Here is a 19,154-nt window from a genome sequence, read left to right on the forward strand (position 1 = left end):
TTTTAGCTTTTTGATGATTTTGATGGTTTTGTGGGTAGTTTTATTTTTGTAACGCGCTAAGTGATTTATTTGGTAGCTTTTGGGTATAAAACACATTTTGTAAAACCTTTTTTGGTAACAATATTTTAATTTTCAGTGGTTGAAAGGTAAATTTGATGTTTGTATTTTGGTGAAATTATTATTATTTCCTTACTACTTCTGTTATCAATTGTAATTTTTATGTCTTTGTAATAAAACGTTTCGTTTTCTTTTTTATAGACTACTTGTTTTTCTTCATTTTCACAACTTTCATATTCTTTAGTAATGTTTATTTTGCCCGTTGATAAATTGAAATGGACGTCTGTAAAGTATTCGCAGAGTTTGCCAAAATTGCTAGAATATCCTATTAAATAAAATGTTCCGTCTTGATAACGGTATTTATCGGTGTGTCCCCATTTCCAGCTGCTACCACCATTTTGACTGATGAGCAAAATACCTTTATTAATTTCGATTCCTTCAAACGGGTCACCCATCATTCCTCCGTCTTTACTACCATAAAGTGCGTCTTTGGAAGTGATCCAAACGTTCCAGTCCTTATTTTCTTTTTTGTAAATGATTAGTTCTCTAGGAACACTTTCAAAATGATCATCCTTTTCTTTTTCGGTATTGTAAGCTACGACTAACTCGTCTATACCGTCGTTATTTAAGTCTCCTGTTACCGACTCGATGATGGTATAATTTTTGGGTACGGGTATGTTTTGCCCTAAAATAGTTTGGCAACCTACTATTCCGATTAAAATGTATTTGATAATTTTTGGCATAGTGTTGTGGTGGATGGCTTTTTAATGGCTTGCTAAACTGTCTAAAAGTTTATGTAGTTCTTTGTATTTTATTTGAGCGTTACTAAACTGATTTTTCTCTATTATTATATGATTTTTATAACAAGATAAACAGATTTTTGCAAAAGCATTAACTTTTCCGTCTTCTTTAAAAATTAAAATATCTCTATATACTGGAGCGCAAATTTTAACAGTAGCAAAATTAGCTGTATTAATTGGAAATCCTGCTTCATTAAAAATTGCTGTTAGTTTAATTGTTGATTTTTTATCAAGCGCCACTTTTTTATAATATTTTTCAATTTCCTTAATTTCATTTTCTGTTGGAAGATTTGTAGGAACCGATGTAAATAGTAATTCTTCAAAAAATTTTGGCACTTCAACTGAATCTTGCGCAAACAAATTTTCACTATTTTCTCTTACTCTGTAAAAAGTAATTTCATTATTATCTTTAAAAACAAATGTCGGTTCTTCTACACTTTTGCAGGAAAACAGTAGTATACTCGTTACTATTAAAATAAGATATTTCATTTTTTTAGTTTTTTTGATGGTGTACTGTGTTTGTTGTAGTTTGCTACTTCGCGTCAGTTGTGAACTTATGAACCGATTATTTTTTGTTAAAGGTAAAATTTCTGGCGAAATGTAAATGTGAATTTACTGCAAAATTCGTAATCTAGCAAAATGGCTATTGTAGGTTGTTATTTTATCGTTTTTTCCTCAGACCATAATACTGTTTGTTCTTTTTCATTCCTGCTTTGAATGTCTGCTAAAGTAATTTTATCTAGGGCAAGCGATTTGTCAACCGAATAAAAGTCAAATCCTAATTTAATTATTGTTTCTTTACTACTACATCTGAAATGAGCTTGAAATTTGTGTTGTGCCTTTGGAGCAATTTTTATAATTCGTGGATAATCAGCGCGACAATTTAAAAACGGTGTCAATATAAATTTCGCTGTATCGAATTGCAATGAATATTGTTCTCCGTCACACGTAGAAGATAGAAAATAAACTGTTTCTGCGTTGTCGTTGTATAGTGTTGCCTCAATTTCAATTGTTTCTTTATAAGTGTTTATTCGTCTTGCTGTAAAGTCAAAAAGAACATTTTCTTTGACTTTCTTTTGCGTTTCTAGAGCACTTATAGAACTTAGTTGAGTATCTTGAGTCATTGCTACGCTTTGTTCAGTTTGGCTTTCTTGTCTAGCCGAATTACAAGAAAGTGTTAAAATCACAATTATTAAAAGTTGAAGGTGTCTGGTCACTTGTTTTGTCGTTTTAGAATTATAGATAACGTTCCCAGGCTTTATGTCTGTTGCTGATTTTTGTCACAGACCAAAGCAAATATACCGAAAACTTTTGAAAATATAATTTGATTAAAAAGAAAAAAGATAAGAGCCCAAGCGTCCAAAAGAGCCCAAGCGCAGCAATAGCATAAAACCTGTGTTATCACTCGTTTCCTTTCGTCAAATAATACGTATCTTGTCCTAATGCTTTTCCAGTTTGAATTAATTCCCAATAAGTATATTTTTTAAATGGATTTTCTTTGTCAAAAATATTCCAGTATTTATCTATTTTCACAATATCCCAAATTTTATATTCAAATTGAGGTGAGTCAGTTGTATATATTTCAATGTTTGCGTTATCTTTTATTTCAAAAGTGTGTACAACTGCAATTTCTTTATTTTCTCTTCTTTTAAATTGGTAACCGTTAACAAGAGAGAATAGATTTTCGGTAACTTTATTTGATAATTTATAACTTTTTGTAAAACGTTTGCTATTTTCTCCTTCTACCGCAAAATAAACTTTACCAGATAGTTTATTTCCATTTCTGATTATTTCAATGCAACTATTTCCAGCCCAAGATCTAAAAATATATTCATCGTTTAGTAATTCCAATTCTGGAACATTATAAAATTTATTTCTGTCTAGGTTTTCTTGAGTATAAGTTAAAGTATCAATTTCTCGATTGCACATAAACAATACTTTATCATTCTGACCAAATGTCCGAGAAGATAATGAGAGTAATATTATAAAAATTAGTCTATTTAAGCGCATAGTTGAGAAATGAGTGATAACTTACATAAAGTCGCTACAAACAAATATTTACAACTATTTGTAAGCGATTGTAATTATCTGTAAATATAAAAAAAATCTTTACAAGAATAAATTACGGTTTTCCTCATTGCTCAAAAAAAGCTAAAAATTAGTATTAACTTTTAGCTTGTTGATGGTTTTGTTGGGTTTTGTGGGTTACTTTTTTATTGTATCACGCAAAGGTTTTGTTTGGTAGCGAGGAATTTAGTTTTAAACGGATGTTAGGCAACGTTTTAATCATCGTATCTGAAATAGAGTAAGTATTTTTCATTTGAGGAATGAAGGAAGTAGTATTCATAACCTATTCCTAACTCATAAAATGTTTCATTCCACTTATCAAATTCTATTATGGTGATTTTTTGTATTTCAATTGCCGAATATAAGTTTTTTATAAAACAATCTACCTCAATATTTTTTCTTCTTTCATTCAAGTTAATTGTAGATAATTCGCCATTATTAAAAAACCAAGTATAAATTCCTTTTCTGAATTTTTCTTTGCTAATTTCTTTGATTGCCATTTTACATTTTGCTGGCAGTTTAAAGAGGTCCGTTACTATTTCTGTTTCTGTTTCAATTTTACTAACTTTTACTATTTCATACTCGTATTGTAAAGTTGAATTAGGCATGTTTAAACTAGAATAGGTATGTAAAATTCCTTCGAGATAATCAAGACTTGTTTTTTCCATAGTAGTTGTGTAACAGTACTTATATCTTCTTTACTGTTTTAATTTATTGTTAGCACATAAAGAAATTTGTGTGGTAGCTTTGGTATAATATAGGACTAGTAGTTAGTAATTATTAGTGACTATTGATAAAGTTATTAAATTCAGTCTTGGCAATTGGACTGTCAAACAGAGCGCCGTGTTCACCTCCGACAATTTCAACAAACTGCTTGTTTTGACAATTGGTACAGTTTAAAACCTCTTGTTTAAAAGTAGGCCAAGAATACATTTGAATAGGAGAGTCGTTTAGTCCTTGAACAAATAAAATATCGGACTTAAAGCCATTTGAGAAGTTAAGTAGTGATCTTTGAAAATAGGCATTTGGATTAGTAGTTGTTGTGCCATAAGTGTTTTTAAGTTTAGTGCACACAGCACCTGATTGCACTTGTCCGTTTTCTTCTAATTGACATCTATAAACAAGGTTTAAAGGTCCGGGAGCATTAGCAATTACGCCATTGGTTGGATGCATTGTATTAAGTCGTGTTACCATATAACCGCCTTGGGAGTGACCGCCTAGGAATACTTTTTTTACCGTAATTCCTAATTCCTGATTTGCTTTATTTTTTAACCAAAGCAATGCCGCTTCACCTTGCACAATATTATCACCTAATAAGACATTTTCTTGAGGATAAGCTACACTTACAATCATCATATCCGTTCTATTTAATATGCCTTTGAATTTGTCAAGAGTATTATTTGCAGCTGTCAACAGGTTGCTATCATCGATTACCGTACCGTGGAACACCAATAAAACATCGACTTCATTTATTGCTGGTTTGTCTATCACAACAGTAACATTGACGTTGTTATAAGCTATAGACTTTGTAATTCTATACGCTGTAGGAGTAAGCTGCTCTGTAGTGTTTTCTTTGTTGCACGAAATAAAAAGCAACGATAATAAAATCAATAATCGCATATAGCTATATTTTTAGTTATTTGTTTAGACTTTTGTAATTTAAATTGGTTTAATTTTTGGCACTACTGTTATCGTTCTTTGCCTCTAGGTTTTTTCAACTTAGTTAGAAAAGCATTTTTTTTATTTAAAATTAATAGAATTAGAAACTTGATTTTTTTCGTCAGACTATGAAATTAGAAATAATCACAACCAATTAAAACTACTTGCTTTCAAAGATATAAAAAGATTATAGGATAATTTTATGGGAAACCGTAAAGTAGGATGATTATTTGGATTTTGACTATATTCTATAAATGACAGATTTCTATTAATCTTATCTTTTCCGAAGTAGATTAAAAACTGAGTCTAAAGTTTTCATTTACATTTTTTAAATAGCAATGCAGTAAAAATTAAGGCAGAAATTCCTGCTGTTACTGTCATCCAATCAATTGCTGGTAATCTTTTGATTGTAATTGCGATTGAAAGGATACTTGCTAACATTAAAACGATAACTTCTAAATTTATTTTTTTCATAGGTTTATTAAATTCAGGATTACTAGAGGCAAACTTTTTGTTAATGTAATTGTGGTGTTTGTGAAAGTGCAAAATATATCTCTACCACTAGCTATTTTAAATTAGAAATCATTTGTTCCACATAAGGTTGGAATGTTTTATCAGTTTTTAGATTTGATTCGGTTAACCATCTTTGAAAATTTGCTTTATCTTTTTTTAAGAAATAGCCTTGCAATATATTATAAGCATTTTCCGACTTATAGGTTTTGTCTTCTATTTTGGTTAAATAACTATTAAATGTACTTTCTGCTTCTTGTAAATTGCCGCTTTTAGCTTGTGCATATATTAGTTCTTTTATTAGGTATGAAGTCGCGGTTTCCTCTTTTAAAGCTTGCATTAAAATTTCAATGGATTTGCTATACTTTTCTAGGCAATTATAAGAATAGGCTAATTCTACCTTTAAACCTTTGAATTTAGGATTTTGTTTATAGGCTTGATTTAAAAACTCCAACGCTTTTTCACATTCTCCCCAACCATTATATCGATATCCCCATCGATATTGACGTTCTATTGTATTTTCATCACTTTTATAAAATCGCAACCAATCAGGAACTTTTTTGATTCCTAGTTCTGCGAATTTATTTTCAGGAATAAAAGCTACCAATACATCATTAGGTTCTAAACGATATTTCATGGCTCCTTCTATTTCTTTTTTCTTAAAATTGAATTTACCTTTTTCATCTATTTTAAAAGAACCTTCATAATCAAATGTTAATCCCGCTTGCGAATCTATATAAATGAATCCTAAGTTGTATGAACCAGTAGAATCAGCAGGGAAGGCGACCCAATTGTCTTCACTTTGTACAAATTTCTTATTAAAAACTAGGTTCGATTGTGCAAAACTGAAAATAGAAATAAAATAGATAATAATTATTAAATGTTTTTTCATAATAAGTTGATGTTAAATGGTTGTAAAAGTTTTTCTATGTTTTTAGCTGAAGTTTTCCTCATTGTTTTACCTTGCTGCAAGGAAAGTTTGCGGTGCAGGGTTATTTGTGTTTTATGACCTATTTTCCGCAATTATTTTCAAAAAGATCGACTAAATGTGCCACTCCATTTTTCTTTAAATCTTCTTTAGTTAAAGCCTCTGAAAATTGAGGACATATTTCTTCAAAGTACATTTTTAGCATTTTTTTTAAATTCGTAAAGCAGTTCACGCAGACACTAAGTCCGTTACCTCCAAATTCATCTAAGTATAAAGCGTAATCTTCGTTTGGTCTTTTTATGTAATAAATACCGCCGCCGCCAGTTTTATTTCCCGGATCGTAGGCATAATAACCTGCATATAAAGAAATTTTACCTTCTTTAATTATTCTAGCCCAGATTTTTTTTTCTCCTGGTTTAATTTTTTTGAGATTAAAAGAGTTTTGTTCTGCTAATTTTAAAGTTATGTACTTAACAATATCATTTTTATCGTTGGTAATTTCAAAGTTACTTACTTCTTCAATAGTATATTTTTCTGTTTTCCCTTTTTCATCTGCTTTAAATTTTATTTTTGAATCATCAGGATAGTCAGGTAACTCGATGTAACCATTTTTAGTCGTTCCATCATTAAAAGTAATTTTTGCTTTATAAAATTTTGCTGACACCATAACTGGTACCAACAGTAACAATAATAACACTATTTTTTTCATATTTTAATTATTTATTAGTTTAGTTTGATTTATTGACAGCGACTCGATTACATTCTATAAAAGCTATTTTGTTTTATTGAAAAACTACTGGTTTTGTTGATTTTGGTATTTTTACAAAATGGTATGGCCTTGTTGGCATTTGTGTTGCATCTCCATTTCCAGAGTAAGCAACTTGAACCATTATATTTAGATTATTTTCAGAAATAGAATTTATTACGGCATCATAACCACCAGTCGTTCTTGGACTATCAAAAACTAGTAGTATCATTTGGGTGTTGAAATTTATATTATTTGCTTCAGCTACTGTGATGCCATCAACCCAATAGTTATTTCTAAAATTATCCCAATCTGATTGATTTACAATAACTTCTCCGTGTTGTGTGCCATTGTAGTTGGCATTAAAAATCAATCCTTTGTCAATTAATACTGGTGTAATTGTTAAAGATGCTGCAGGAATTGGAAGCGAATCATCACTACAACTTAGTGACAAAATTGCAAAAAATACTACTACTAATTTTTTCATAATTTTAATTGAATTAATTACAACTGAATTGAATACTTGAGATGTAAATATCGTTAATAAATATCACATTTCACTTGTTTCTAATTAAGATACAATTTAGATAATGGGGTTGCTTGATATTTTTTTAGAATTTCGTTTTCAAAGCCGTTATTGCGGAATTAATTGCGTCTTGAATTGAATTTTTTAGATTTTCAAAATCTTCGCCTTCTTTCCAATTACCATTCATTTTAGCAGCTGTTTGAAAATTTTCTTGTTGCAAAAGCGAATTGTCACTCAAATCAATAATTTCGCTTCCAATATTTACATAGCCTTGTTTTTCTAATTCGATCACTCCGTAGTAACTTACCAGAATTCCGTATTTTACTTTTACTAACAGTATTTCATCAACATTGTTTGCGTTTTGTAGGTTTCTGAAATCTTTTTTACTGTATTTTTTGTCTGAATTTGGTTTATTAAATTTCTTTAGATTTTCATAATCTATTGCTTCATCAATAAATTGGAATTGTTTATTTTTTGAATTTAAAATATTTGAAATTTCAGATTTCAATGTTTCCTTTAAATTAAATTTTGGTTCTACTTTTTTCAAAGGTGCTGTAAATCTGTTTCCAGGAGTTAAAGCCATATCTAATAATCCTTGTCCTCCAGCTTTTGCCATTCCAATGCTATCTACTTGCAGAATTATGCCCACTTTTTTAGTGTTGTAAAATTGTTGATTTAGCGGTAAGGTTGTTACACAACTAGTAACTGTTAATAATAATAAGATTCCACAAGTAAATTTTAAAAATTTCATAATAGTTTGATTTATATTTAAGTTTAGTTTTTTTTAATCACGGTTGCTATTTTTGACACAATTCTTTAAAAGTAAGTAACCTTTTTTGAGTTTAGTAGCAAAACTTGAAATTGGATTAGCTGATTGTAACTGGTTTAATTAAAAGCTTCAATGTTTAGTTTTTCTGTAGTTTTGATAAGCTTATCATCAGCAGCTACTTCATATACAAATTTCATTAGTTTTCGCCAATGACCGGCAGGATAAATGTAAATTATTGGTTTTCTTTTCTTGTTGTTGTATAGTAGTACGGACAATTGCGTGCCTTCATTATTTGTTATTGTATTTGGTTCTTGTTTAGGTTCAATAATTCCTGATTTTTGTAAATCAATTGTTTTAATAAGGTTTGTTAATTCATCATAAGTTTCGTTGCCGAGTTTTCCTTTATAATATCCAATTTTTGAAGTGTCAAGGGTTCGTTTTATATAAGCTTTTTCTATAAAAAGTTTAATTTCCTTATTGTCATTGATTTCTAAATGGTATTCAGGACAAGTCCCAAAACATTTTGAAGTGTGAAATATCACTTTATCAAATTGCGGTTCCTTTTTTTTTGAGGCACAGCCAATGATTAATAAAGCTACAGTTGCTATACCGCAAATTTTATTCATAAATTCAATTTTGGCTTATTGTTTTTGTCTCTCTTTATACTACTAGCTGCAATGTCGTCGCTAAACTACTAAAATAATAATAACGACAACCACGTAAAACTACCTGTTTTCAAAGATATAAAAAGACACTAGTATAATTTTACGGGAAACCGTAAAGTAGGAATATTTTTTTATTTTAGTATTGTTTAGTAAAAAAGTGCTTTTTTCGAAACGCATAGTAACATCAACTTATTATACTTACAATTAAATACTATCGAAAGCTGCTACTTATAACTTCGAAATTAGGATTACTATTGACGTACCGTTTCTGTAGAAGTTTTCTTTAAAAGTTTGCGCTTTGTATGTAATTAGATTTAATTTGTATCTTTCGAACAACGCCGTCATATATAGTAGTACATGAGTTTTATTCACTGTTATCAGTATTTAAAAAAGATCGATTCCAAGTCGTTTTCGCATTTGGATGCGGCTACTATGGTCAAATTTATAAAGTTATTGAAGAGTGAAGTGCGTGTTGATGGCACGAAATTCAACACGAATGATGTAGAACGTTTTCTGGAAGCGTTGCGAAATGATAGTGTTTTATTAAAATTTTTGAATGAAAACGAAGAGTTTTACACCTTACTTTTTGAACGTTTTAATTTCTTGAAAGATTATGGTATTCCTAATTTTGACTCTTATGATTTTTATGCTTTAAAACAACAACTTTCGGATACTTTATTAAGCGAGTTGCAGCAGTTTGTCGTCACTCGTTTGGAGCAATCCGATTATATGGCTTTGAAGGTACTGCTCAAATACAGAGCACTTTTACCTGACGAAGTACTGGATTTATTGACGCATAGATTAGAGTTTAAATTAGATGGCTACCTTGCTTCTCTAACTAAAAAAGGTATTTTAAACGACCAAAATGAATTTAAAAAAGTTTCTGAATTAATTCAATTACATCCTTCAACCAATTTATTAAAAAAGGAAAAGAAGGTAAAAGAGTTACTTGCCCAAGAATTATATGATGCCTTAGGTTCGATTAACAAACCCGGAATTGTATTTTTCTTTGAAGTGATGACTCAGGGTTTTTATTATTTATTTCACGTGCCAACCGATGCACGAGAGCTAAAGATTCGACGTCGTGTTTTGGCTGATTTTAAATTTATGTCAGGTATATTGGGCGTTGTCATTTTGATTCTTGCGGTCGGCATTTTGTTTTTAAAGAAAGACGAACCCATAAAACAAACCGATTTGGAAACAAAAGGATTCTACGAAAGTTTTGTGAAACCAGCTCAAAATAACGTTTTTTTGATAGGCAATTATTCGGATACTTTGAAGACTGGTTTTGATTTTGTTACTTCAAGTTATCAAGTTAAAAAATCAGATGAAACCGTAACAATAAATAATAGTACCGATTATGATTTAATAGTGTTTACGGATTTTGATATTGTAAAAGACTTTTCAAAAATCTATGGAAACACCAAGTATAAGGGTAATTTTATTTACATCAAAAGCAAAGAATCTTTAACTATGGATAGCGCTTTTTATCCGATGCATTTTTACTTTGGACAAACCTTATTTAGCACGAACGCACCATATCAAGAACCAGCTAATTTACCGAGATTCTTTCACATGCATAAAAATACCACCAATTTAATCAAGAAAACATTTGAATTGAAAGCTGCTAAAATTACATTTGAAGGTGATAAAAACGCTATCACCTTACGCGCAAATAAAAAAATATTTATGAACAGTGTTCCAGTAAGTAGGATTACTTTTTAATGTACTTGGATTATGTTTAACATAAAAAAACCACATAGATAAAGTGGTTTTTAAAGTATCAGAGTTTTATTTGATATTAATTCTTTTGTTCCAACGCTTTTTTCTTTTTTAGTTCCTTTTTTATGAAGGTATCAAAATCGGGTAGGTTAGTGGCTTCGTAAATATCAATAAACTGTTTGAATTGTAAATAGCCATAAACGAAAGGATCTTGTGTTGCTTCTTCGTAATTTTTAGAGAAATAGTCCTTTATGGTGGTGCCGTTGGGAACTGGATTTGGTAATTGCGACCACATTTTTTTAGCGTATTCATAACATAGTTTTAGTTCTTTGTCGCGCTTTTGTTTTTTCCACCACAAAAAGCCGATGGTATTAGCTAAATATTCACTTTCGTAAGAACCTGGAATTTGTCCGTAGATAGTAAACTCAAAAGCGTGTCCTAACTCGTGTGGCAGATAAAAACCATTGAAAAACAAACCAAATATTTTTTTGCCTTCTGTTTCGTTTCCGCCCAGTTGGTAAAAGAATTGCTTTTGTTCAGGAATAACTTGTTCCCATAACGGAATATTGGCAGCGTCTTTGTAAAAAAATATTAAGTAAGGTGTTGTATTAAGTTTGGCTTTAATATTAAATTGTATTGTAGGTTCGATTTTTTTAAGGTCTTTAGTAAACTTTTTGGTAATACTAGTAGCATCTTTTACCAATGCTACGGAATCTTGGTAAGTTAAAAACCACTTTTTTTGTGCGTTAGACATCGTGGTAATTAGTAAAATAAATGCGAGAGCTGTTTTTTTCATCTTGGTTATTGGTTAAAAATGAAACGTCCGGTTGTTCCAGCGATTTCAAGGGTTAAACTATCAGTGAGTTGTATACTTTCATTAGATTGTGGTTCCAAAAATTCTATAGCAATTTCTCTTAATCTTGTTTTAACATCTGATAATTGGTATACTATTTTGAACTCTTTATTTTGAAATGAATTTTTACTTTTTGTCATTTGATTAAGTAAACAGAATTTCTTTAAAGATTTTAATTCTTTTGAATTCAATTCGATAGTTACTGATAAAATTTTATTGAACTGTCTGGGATATTTTTGACCACCAGAACGATGTGCATTGTATGCTTCATAAGTCATTTCTTGCGTAATTTGTTCTGGCGAAAATCCTAAATAATTCAAATATTCGGATTGGTATTCTAATAAACTTAATTCAAAATTGTTTTCTTTAAATGCCAGTTCTTTGTACCAAGGCACAATCGTATCTGCAGTAATTAATTTGTTTGTGATAGTATCTGCTTCAAAACTGTGCTTCTTCGATTGCTTTAAAATCGTTGTCAAGTTACCCAATTGTCTAGTTTTGAATTCGATGCCAAAATCTCCAATGTGATCTCCAATAGTGCTGCCTTTTTGAGGTTGAAGAAATTCTATTGTAGCGGACTTTCCGATGAGGTAGTTTGCTTCATAGGCGTCGGTGTCTGTTTTTGTGGCGTTGGCTCTGCAAACAAAGAGTTTGTTTTTAATTAATGAATTTGAAACAATCGCATTGTAAGCTGTACTGTCAATACATAGATAAATGGTATTGCAGTCGGTTTTGACTTTTTGTTGCGCCAATGTCATCGTGAAACAGCAACATAAAACTACTATTAGCTTCATAAGAAATTAATTTTCAATAGGCTAAGATACTATTATTCTGCAAAACTTCCGGAAATCGGACCACTTGATTTTGCGTCTGGTCTTCCTTTTCCTTTTTTTATTTCATAAAGTTCTCCAGCAAAAGTGCCTGCTACTTTTTTTCCTGTAACAACAAGTTTTACCGTACCAACAAATTGATAATATTTTCCACTGATTACCACTACAGAACCGTTTTTGTTTCCTGCTACAATTGCATAGGTGCCAGTTTTCTTTTTATCAACGATTAAATTAATTTGAGTGGTCATAATTTTTTCGCTTAACAAACTCGTGCCGATCGAAAATGTTTTTTTGTCTGTGTCTAAAAAAGAAGCTTTGTCTTTGTATGTTTTTTTATTAAAGGTAAACGATATAGAGGATTTGCTGTTTTGTTGTTGCTGTATTTGTTTGATTAACTCATCAGCTTTTGCATTGCCCGATGTTTGAGAAAATCCGAGTATTGTGAAGAACAGCGTCGTTATTAAAAGTATTTTTTTCATAATGATTATTTTTATGTTAGTTTAATTATTGGTTATCCAAAAGGCGACCGTATCTGTTTTTTTTGGAAGTGAGCAAATACTGTTTGAACCCGAAAAACCTCTGATGGCAAAACCTCTTGTGCCTGCATTGGGTTGGAATACAAATTCGCTCCAACGGTTCATTGGTATTTGAAAATCACATAGCGTTTGGGTCGAAATATTCCAAGTTCCTGATTTTACACTTTGTAGAAATTTACTTTCAACAAACACGGAAATTAGTGCTGTTTTGGGTGCTAAATTTGGATAGCTAACTGTGGCTTGAAGTAGGTAATATTCCGGATTATTGTCGGTTAATAAGATATAATTTTGCGCTAAAACGCTTATAGGATTAGTACTTGTACTTCGTATCCAACAATCGGATAGACTTTTGTTTTTTAGCACGCTTTCGTTACAATCTTTTTTTTGAATAATACTTTGTGCACTAATTTCAAATAAGTGATTGTTTGCATTTAACAGACTAATAATCTGACTTTGTGAAAATAAACTTTTTGGAAGGTGTACAAGAACAGTTACACTTTCCTTTAGTTTGCTATCAGAAAAGCTATTAGTACTAATTATTTTTTCTTTTGGTGGTACATTTTCAATAGCCTTGATTTGTGACCAGCTTTTTGGAGCAAGTGCTAAAAAAATTACTAGTATTCCAATTTGTATATTTTTCATAAGATTATTTTTTAGCTTCAAATGCACCTAAAGCTTTAGTATAGAAAATGGTTCCTCTTTCAAAATTTTGGTAAATTGTTCCATCAGATGCCGTTGCTTCGTCAGCAATTGGCAAACCTAATGAGCCTGTTTCCCAGCCTTTTTTGGCATAATAATCGAAAATCGGACCTTTTCTTATAACAAATGCACTATTTACATTTGGATTTTCATAGATAAATCCTTTTAAAAATTCGGCAAAATGATATTTAAACAGTTTCGGATAATTTTTATTGCCAAGTACCAAATATCCAATGTTGGCATCCAATCCGCCAATATCTTTCCACTTTGTATAAAGTCCGTAGTTGGCTCTAAAAGAATTAAAAATCACTTGATATTTACTAGCATTTGATGAGATAATGGCGCCAAATTCGAACATTTGAACCGAATTGTTATTTTTTATTATTTCATCACTAATTGGATAACCTAATTTGCCTTTTTCCCAACCTTCTTTTTTCCAAGTTTCAATCACCATATTTGGAAGAGCAAAAGTTCCTAAATTGGGATGGAAATAAATAGCACCACCTTCAAAAAAATTGAATCTACCATAGCCGTCAGGAGTTGTCATTTCGTTGGTTTTAGGAAATCCAAGAAAAGAATTTTCCCATCCTAATGCTTTCCACTTGTCTCTAATTGCGCCGTGTACTTCGTGTGCTCCTGTAGCTGGACTCCAATAAATACTTCCTCCTTCAAAATGTTGACCTGCACCATTTTTTTTAGGTGTTTTAAATTCGTCTGTAATAGGAGCGCCTAAGAAAAATTTTTGGTTGACTAAACCTGTGCCTCTTGCCGTTTTTGCTGGTTCACCTAAGAGTAAAGCATTGTATTCTTTGTAAATGTCGCCCCAAACGGCATAAGCTTTATCAGTAGTTGACTTGCAATAAATTGCTGCTGTACCGTTAGTAAAGCTAATGTAGTAAGCAAAATTTCCGTTCACTTCATTAGAAAGTTCTTGGTAGTTTATTTCATAACTTGGTGTTGTTGGTCTTAAATTTAACTGATTGGCTTTTTCGATGATGATGTTTCTGATGTCTTGTACTTTCGACTTCGATTTTCCGCTTTGCGCATGCAGTAGAACACTGCCAGTTAAGGTTAATGCTAATAAGATATTTTTCATAATTTGAATATCGTTTGAGTTAAAAAATTACTCTGATTGTTTAAAAATGAAGCTGTAATCTCCTGTAAAAGAATTTGATATTGCTAAATTTGGTAATTGATTTGCATTTCCATCCAAAGAACCTGTTATTGCTATATTACCTGATTCTACTGGATAAACTTGATTTGCAGCATTTTGTTTTTCGTAGATATAATAGAATTGTGTTTTTACAGAAATTATGTATTCTTTATTTTTTTGCAGGCTTACAGGTGAAATGTTAGTTACCAATTCTACACCAGGATTTACAATATTTACAAAGTTTGTAGCAATTGCCAAGCCTGTAACTTTATCCCAAATAGTAACTTTTAAATTTGAATTTGGAACGTGTGTTTTATTAACAAGTGCGTTGATGGTACCGTTTACTTTTGGAATAAAACTAAATCCCATTTCAGCTTCTCCGCCTATATTTGATGCAATATTTTTATAAAAGTTAAAGCCCGAAGATTGTAAGAATCCTGTCAACGGATTTTCCTCTTGAAAAGTTACAGGTGTTGTGTCATCGTCTTTTGAACACGATGATAATGTTAAAGCAATTAAAGCGATAAAAAGTACAAGTTTTTTAGTTGTTTTCATGTGGTTTGTTTTTTAAAGATTATGTTCAAAAGTATATTATAATGTAAAGGCAAAAAACCATTAATAGACGAACGGCTGTTTGAATAGACAGATAACAGTTTGTTTTTTAGAAAATTAAAAAATTAATATCCTTTTAAAACTTTACCGTTTAGATTGGGAAGATTAAAGTTTGTAATTCCGTTGCCTCCATAAGTTGTTCCTATAATGGTAAATAGTGCTTGATTATTAGCAATACTCATTGATCTACCATCGCAGGGCAAAAATCCGGCATTAGCATTTGGAAAATTACCAACATGTGCTACGATTGCTCCAACAGTATCAGCGCCAATTACATTATTACTTGGATAAATTCCATTTACTAAGATGTAATATTTTATACCAACACCATCAACATTTTCAGCAAAACTGGCAGTACTTGCTTTATTGGATTGTAGCGCATAAGGCACGCTAAGCATTTGTTCGTTAGATATTATAGTATAATTTGTGCCGCCTGTAGGATCAATTTCGCATTTTATTTTTTTGCTACTTGCATTAGAACTCATAGCTGTAGTGAATTCGCCTGAAACTAAAGTACCATCGCCAACTTTTAACGATAATAGTCCGTTAGCGTTAGTTAGGATGGTGTGCGTTTCTACATATTCTGTATTTTCAGTGCCCATAACTACCGATAATAACGAAATTCTAACGCCTACTTGTTGGTTGACGATAAGTTGATTGCTTGTATTTCTAACTACAGCTTGAAAACTAAATTTATTTGGAGCTTGTGCATTGGCGCTCAGTAAAAAGCAGAAGGTAACTAGAGAAAATAATTTTGTGATAACGTTTTGTGTTTTTGTTTTCATGATCTTATTATTTTTTAATGATTTTAAAAGTTTTGGTTAAATTGCTTTTGGTTTGAATCACTAGTATGTAATTTCCTTTTTCTAGCGAAGTCAAGTTAATTTCATTTGATTGCTTTTTATTGGTGGAAGTAGCTATCAGTTTTCCTGTTACATCAATTAATTGGTAGTTGATTATAACATCATCATTATCATTTTTTATGAATACTATATCGGTTGTCGGATTTGGATAAATACGCCATTCCAAAGAAATTTCTGGAAGCTGATTTACATCAAGAACAAAAAATTCAAACGGTTGTTGAACGCCTTGCGAAACCTTACCATTGGTTCCGGTAACAGCAACGTAATCGGTTTGACCCAAAGAGCAACTAAAACTTCCGCCTATACCAATTCCGTTTCCGCCCGAAGAGTTAATAGATTGTTGACCAATGAGATAATTACAACTAAAAAGTAAAAAGAAGATCATTTTTTTCATAGTAGAAGATTTTTATTTGTGCAAATATTCTCCATATTTTGGTGTTGCAAAACCACAAATAGACCAACAACATTTTAAATAGACAGACAACATTTGTATTAAAATATTTATATATTTGATAAACTTTTGATCGAAATGATTCCTTTTAATTGTATAATTATCGATGACGACGAGATTGACCGATTGACGGTTGTTTCTTATGCCAAAAGGTTTTCGAACTTAAAGATTGTTGGTATTTTTGAAAATGCAGAGGATGCCTTTCCTTTGTTAGAAAAAGAGAAAATTGATGTTCTTTTTTTAGACATCGATATGCCATCGTTAAACGGATTGGATTTTCGAAAAAAAGCAATGGAAGTTCCGGTTTGTATTTATATCACGGCACATCCAGAACACGCCGTTGAAAGTTTTGAATTGGATACGTTAGATTTTATAGTAAAACCCATTAAAATGGATCGATTTACTCACACGATGGGTAAGATCGAAGATTATATGGAGTTGAAGCACAAGGCGCAATTATTTGAATCAACTATTGGTGGCGATGTGATTTATATCAAAGAAGGCCATACCGAAACCAAAGTAAAATTACACGATATTTTATATCTCGAAGCGTTGAAAGATTATACTAAAATTGTTACTTCTACTAAAAGACATTGCGTCTTGACTAGTATTGGAAATCTTTTGAAAGAATCTCATTTTCAATCGTTTATTCGAATACACAGAAGCTTTGCCGTTCAAAAACAATACATCGAAAAGAAAATGACAAACGAACTTTTACTTCATAACGGAACGCTTATTCCTATTGGTAGAAGTTATAAAGAGAATTTGAGTTTATGAGAAAATTGATTTTTTTATTTCTTATTTCTATACATTTTTTAGGCTATTCACAAATGGAATCTGATAAAAAGTTGGATTCTTTGATGCAAAAATTCTCTGTTCAAAAAGATAGTGAAAAAGCCGCCACTGCAAAGAAAATCGGATCTTACTATAAAAATAATAGTCAATATTATAAGGCTATAGAATACCAACAAATTGCTCGTGATTTATTTGACAGTGATTCAAATTTATCAATAAAAGAAAAAGAAAAAAATAAAGCCTTGTGTGATATAAATATTGGTGCAGAATACTTCTTTATTGGTGATCATAAAAAAGCAATGGATTATTACATTAAAGCTTATAAAGTATTACCACAAAACATCGATTTATTACTTAATATGGAAGGTGTTTTTTCGAGTCAAAATAATTATGAAAAAGCTTTTTTTTATGCTGAAAAGGCAATGGAAGTAGCTCATAAAACCAAAGATAATTCGGATTTAGATAGAATTTGGTCAATAAAAAGTGATATTTATTTTAGTAAAAAAGATAGTATAAAAGCTTTTGACGCACTTGAAAAGAGTATTGAATTTTCAAAAAAAGAAAAAGATTTTGAACAGTTGGCAATAACTTATACCAATTATGGCGATTTGTTGAAAGATTCCAACAGAAAAATGGACTATTATTTAAAATCCAAAGCCTTATGGGATCAATATCAACCTAATAGTTTGCTAGCTATATCAAACAGTATTTCGATAGCAAATTTTTATAGAGCAATTGCCGATGATGAGAAGTTGCAGAAAGAAAATCAAATTTCAAAAGACGAAGCGTTAAATAAAGCTGAAAAATTACTTTTAGAACAAGTAAATAATTGCAAAAAAATTAAGCATCGAGGAAAAAACTTGCAGTACTCTTTAGAGTGCTTAAGCTATGTTTATGAATCGAAAAAAGAGTATAAAAATGCTAATGATTATTTTAAAGAATGTGTGATTTTATATGATTCTTTAAATTCAATTGATACTAAAAATAAGATTTTGAATGTAGAATCATCTTTTAAAATTGGAGAGAAGGATAAAGAGATTCAGCTTAACCAAAGAATAATTGAGCAAGAAAAAAAACAAAAATGGTTTTACCTTTTCGGAATTGGGTTATTAGCCATTATTGGAGGTTTACTGTTTTATCAAAGTCGTAATCGTAAAAAAACAAACGAAAAATTGCAACTTTTGAATGCCGAACTCGACCAAGCTAACAAAACTAAAACGCGTTTTTTTAGTATTTTAAATCACGATTTAAGAAGTCCGGTTGCTAACCTAATTCATTTTCTTCATTTGCAAAAAGACAGTCCGGAGTTGTTGGATGAAGAAACTAAAAACCGAATGCAAAACAAAACTATTTCGGGCGCAGAAGATTTGCTTTCCTCGATGGAAGATATTTTGTTGTGGAGTAAAGGACAGATGGAGAATTTTAAACCACAACCCCAAGAAGTTTTTATAAATCAGCTATTTGAAGATACCAAAAAAGTATTTTCAGGATATCAAAAGATTGCTTTTGAATATGAAAACTACAACAACATAAGTGTTTTTACCGATGAAAATTATTTGAAAACTATTGTACGAAATTTGACTAGTAATGCTATAAATGTTTTTACTAACACTGAAAATCCGAAAATCATTTGGAAAGCGTGGCAAGAAAACGGAAATTCCTTCATGTCAATCACCGATAATGGTCCTGGCGCAAGCAAAGAACAGTTTAAAGCCTTGTATGATGATAAAGAAGTAGTCGGAATCAAAACTGGCTTGGGTTTGCATTTAATTCGTGATTTAGCAAAGGCAATTGATTGTGAAATAAAAGTCACTAGTGTTGTGAATCAAGGAACTACATTTGAACTTTTTTTACCCAAAAAATAAACTGTTATCGCCTTTTTTTCCTATGATTTTAGAGAAATTTTTCTTTGCA

23 protein-coding genes are annotated in these 19,154 nt (G+C 30.8%); 3 read left to right on the forward strand and 20 right to left on the reverse strand.

Annotation, left to right across the window (positions count from 1 at the left end):
- Positions 1 to 125: 125 nt before the first annotated feature.
- The 12 genes from Q0050_RS06530 to Q0050_RS06585 form a co-directional block, all read right to left on the reverse strand.
- The gene (locus Q0050_RS06530; protein ID WP_298393487.1) at positions 126 to 800 is read right to left on the reverse strand and encodes a hypothetical protein; all 675 of its coding nucleotides are present in this window, start codon (positions 798 to 800) and stop codon (positions 126 to 128) included.
- Positions 801 to 821: 21 nt separating this feature from the next.
- Positions 822 to 1,346 (reverse strand): hypothetical protein, encoded by a 525-nt coding sequence (locus tag Q0050_RS06535; RefSeq protein WP_298393489.1) that lies wholly within the window; start codon positions 1,344 to 1,346, stop codon positions 822 to 824.
- A 167-nt stretch (positions 1,347 to 1,513) separates the two neighbouring features.
- Positions 1,514 to 2,074, reverse strand: coding sequence for a hypothetical protein (locus Q0050_RS06540; RefSeq protein WP_298393491.1), 561 nt, complete (start codon positions 2,072 to 2,074; stop codon positions 1,514 to 1,516).
- Between the two features lie 184 nt (positions 2,075 to 2,258).
- Positions 2,259 to 2,786 carry a hypothetical protein gene (locus Q0050_RS06545; RefSeq protein WP_298393493.1) on the reverse strand — a complete coding sequence of 176 codons (528 nt, stop codon included), beginning with the start codon at positions 2,784 to 2,786 and terminating at the stop codon, positions 2,259 to 2,261.
- A 353-nt stretch (positions 2,787 to 3,139) separates the two neighbouring features.
- Positions 3,140 to 3,592: a hypothetical protein gene (locus Q0050_RS06550; protein WP_298393495.1), complete on the reverse strand. Its 453-nt coding sequence runs from the start codon at positions 3,590 to 3,592 to the stop codon at positions 3,140 to 3,142.
- Positions 3,593 to 3,704: 112 nt separating this feature from the next.
- Entirely contained in the window at positions 3,705 to 4,544 is an 840-nt protein-coding gene (locus Q0050_RS06555; RefSeq protein WP_298393497.1) for an alpha/beta hydrolase fold domain-containing protein, read from the reverse strand.
- A 354-nt stretch (positions 4,545 to 4,898) separates the two neighbouring features.
- Positions 4,899 to 5,057: a hypothetical protein gene (locus Q0050_RS06560; RefSeq protein ID WP_298393499.1), complete on the reverse strand. Its 159-nt coding sequence runs from the start codon at positions 5,055 to 5,057 to the stop codon at positions 4,899 to 4,901.
- Between the two features lie 91 nt (positions 5,058 to 5,148).
- Positions 5,149 to 5,985 carry a hypothetical protein gene (locus Q0050_RS06565; RefSeq protein ID WP_298393501.1) on the reverse strand — a complete coding sequence of 279 codons (837 nt, stop codon included), beginning with the start codon at positions 5,983 to 5,985 and terminating at the stop codon, positions 5,149 to 5,151.
- A 118-nt stretch (positions 5,986 to 6,103) separates the two neighbouring features.
- Positions 6,104 to 6,730, reverse strand: coding sequence for a hypothetical protein (locus tag Q0050_RS06570; protein ID WP_298393504.1), 627 nt, complete (start codon positions 6,728 to 6,730; stop codon positions 6,104 to 6,106).
- A 73-nt stretch (positions 6,731 to 6,803) separates the two neighbouring features.
- Entirely contained in the window at positions 6,804 to 7,253 is a 450-nt protein-coding gene (locus tag Q0050_RS06575) for a protease complex subunit PrcB family protein (RefSeq protein ID WP_298393506.1), read from the reverse strand.
- 124 nt (positions 7,254 to 7,377) lie between these two features.
- The gene (locus tag Q0050_RS06580) at positions 7,378 to 8,043 is read right to left on the reverse strand and encodes a hypothetical protein (RefSeq protein ID WP_298393508.1); all 666 of its coding nucleotides are present in this window, start codon (positions 8,041 to 8,043) and stop codon (positions 7,378 to 7,380) included.
- A 134-nt stretch (positions 8,044 to 8,177) separates the two neighbouring features.
- Positions 8,178 to 8,687, reverse strand: coding sequence for a DUF6438 domain-containing protein (locus tag Q0050_RS06585; protein ID WP_298393510.1), 510 nt, complete (start codon positions 8,685 to 8,687; stop codon positions 8,178 to 8,180).
- Between the two features lie 471 nt (positions 8,688 to 9,158).
- On the opposite strand from Q0050_RS06585, the gene Q0050_RS06590 reads away from it, so the two are divergent.
- Positions 9,159 to 10,451, forward strand: coding sequence for a hypothetical protein (locus Q0050_RS06590; protein ID WP_298393512.1), 1,293 nt, complete (start codon positions 9,159 to 9,161; stop codon positions 10,449 to 10,451).
- 76 nt (positions 10,452 to 10,527) lie between these two features.
- Here the strand turns inward: Q0050_RS06590 and Q0050_RS06595 are convergent, their stop codons facing one another.
- The 8 genes from Q0050_RS06595 to Q0050_RS06630 form a co-directional block, all read right to left on the reverse strand.
- Positions 10,528 to 11,244: a hypothetical protein gene (locus Q0050_RS06595; protein WP_298393514.1), complete on the reverse strand. Its 717-nt coding sequence runs from the start codon at positions 11,242 to 11,244 to the stop codon at positions 10,528 to 10,530.
- Between the two features lie 5 nt (positions 11,245 to 11,249).
- The gene (locus tag Q0050_RS06600; protein ID WP_298393516.1) at positions 11,250 to 12,095 is read right to left on the reverse strand and encodes a DUF5829 family protein; all 846 of its coding nucleotides are present in this window, start codon (positions 12,093 to 12,095) and stop codon (positions 11,250 to 11,252) included.
- A gap of 32 nt (positions 12,096 to 12,127) precedes the next feature.
- Entirely contained in the window at positions 12,128 to 12,610 is a 483-nt protein-coding gene (locus Q0050_RS06605) for a hypothetical protein (protein ID WP_298393517.1), read from the reverse strand.
- A 21-nt stretch (positions 12,611 to 12,631) separates the two neighbouring features.
- Positions 12,632 to 13,309: a hypothetical protein gene (locus Q0050_RS06610; protein ID WP_298393518.1), complete on the reverse strand. Its 678-nt coding sequence runs from the start codon at positions 13,307 to 13,309 to the stop codon at positions 12,632 to 12,634.
- 4 nt (positions 13,310 to 13,313) lie between these two features.
- Positions 13,314 to 14,462, reverse strand: coding sequence for a hypothetical protein (locus Q0050_RS06615; protein ID WP_298393520.1), 1,149 nt, complete (start codon positions 14,460 to 14,462; stop codon positions 13,314 to 13,316).
- Between the two features lie 27 nt (positions 14,463 to 14,489).
- Positions 14,490 to 15,074 carry a DUF4082 domain-containing protein gene (locus Q0050_RS06620; protein ID WP_298393522.1) on the reverse strand — a complete coding sequence of 195 codons (585 nt, stop codon included), beginning with the start codon at positions 15,072 to 15,074 and terminating at the stop codon, positions 14,490 to 14,492.
- A gap of 122 nt (positions 15,075 to 15,196) precedes the next feature.
- Positions 15,197 to 15,916: a phage tail protein gene (locus tag Q0050_RS06625; protein WP_298393524.1), complete on the reverse strand. Its 720-nt coding sequence runs from the start codon at positions 15,914 to 15,916 to the stop codon at positions 15,197 to 15,199.
- Positions 15,917 to 15,923: 7 nt separating this feature from the next.
- Positions 15,924 to 16,388: a T9SS type A sorting domain-containing protein gene (locus Q0050_RS06630; RefSeq protein WP_298393526.1), complete on the reverse strand. Its 465-nt coding sequence runs from the start codon at positions 16,386 to 16,388 to the stop codon at positions 15,924 to 15,926.
- A 135-nt stretch (positions 16,389 to 16,523) separates the two neighbouring features.
- Here Q0050_RS06630 and Q0050_RS06635 point away from each other — a divergent pair, with 135 nt between their 5' ends.
- Positions 16,524 to 17,222, forward strand: coding sequence for a LytTR family DNA-binding domain-containing protein (locus Q0050_RS06635; RefSeq protein WP_298393527.1), 699 nt, complete (start codon positions 16,524 to 16,526; stop codon positions 17,220 to 17,222).
- On the forward strand, positions 17,219 to 19,105 hold the full coding sequence (locus tag Q0050_RS06640) for a HAMP domain-containing sensor histidine kinase (RefSeq protein WP_298393529.1): 1,887 nt from the start codon (positions 17,219 to 17,221) through the stop codon (positions 19,103 to 19,105). Before Q0050_RS06635 ends, Q0050_RS06640 begins: the two co-directional genes overlap by 4 nt.
- The last annotated feature ends 49 nt before the right edge of the window (positions 19,106 to 19,154 follow it).

This window comes from Flavobacterium sp. (assembly GCF_027483985.1).
GTDB lineage: Bacteria > Bacteroidota > Bacteroidia > Flavobacteriales > Flavobacteriaceae > Flavobacterium.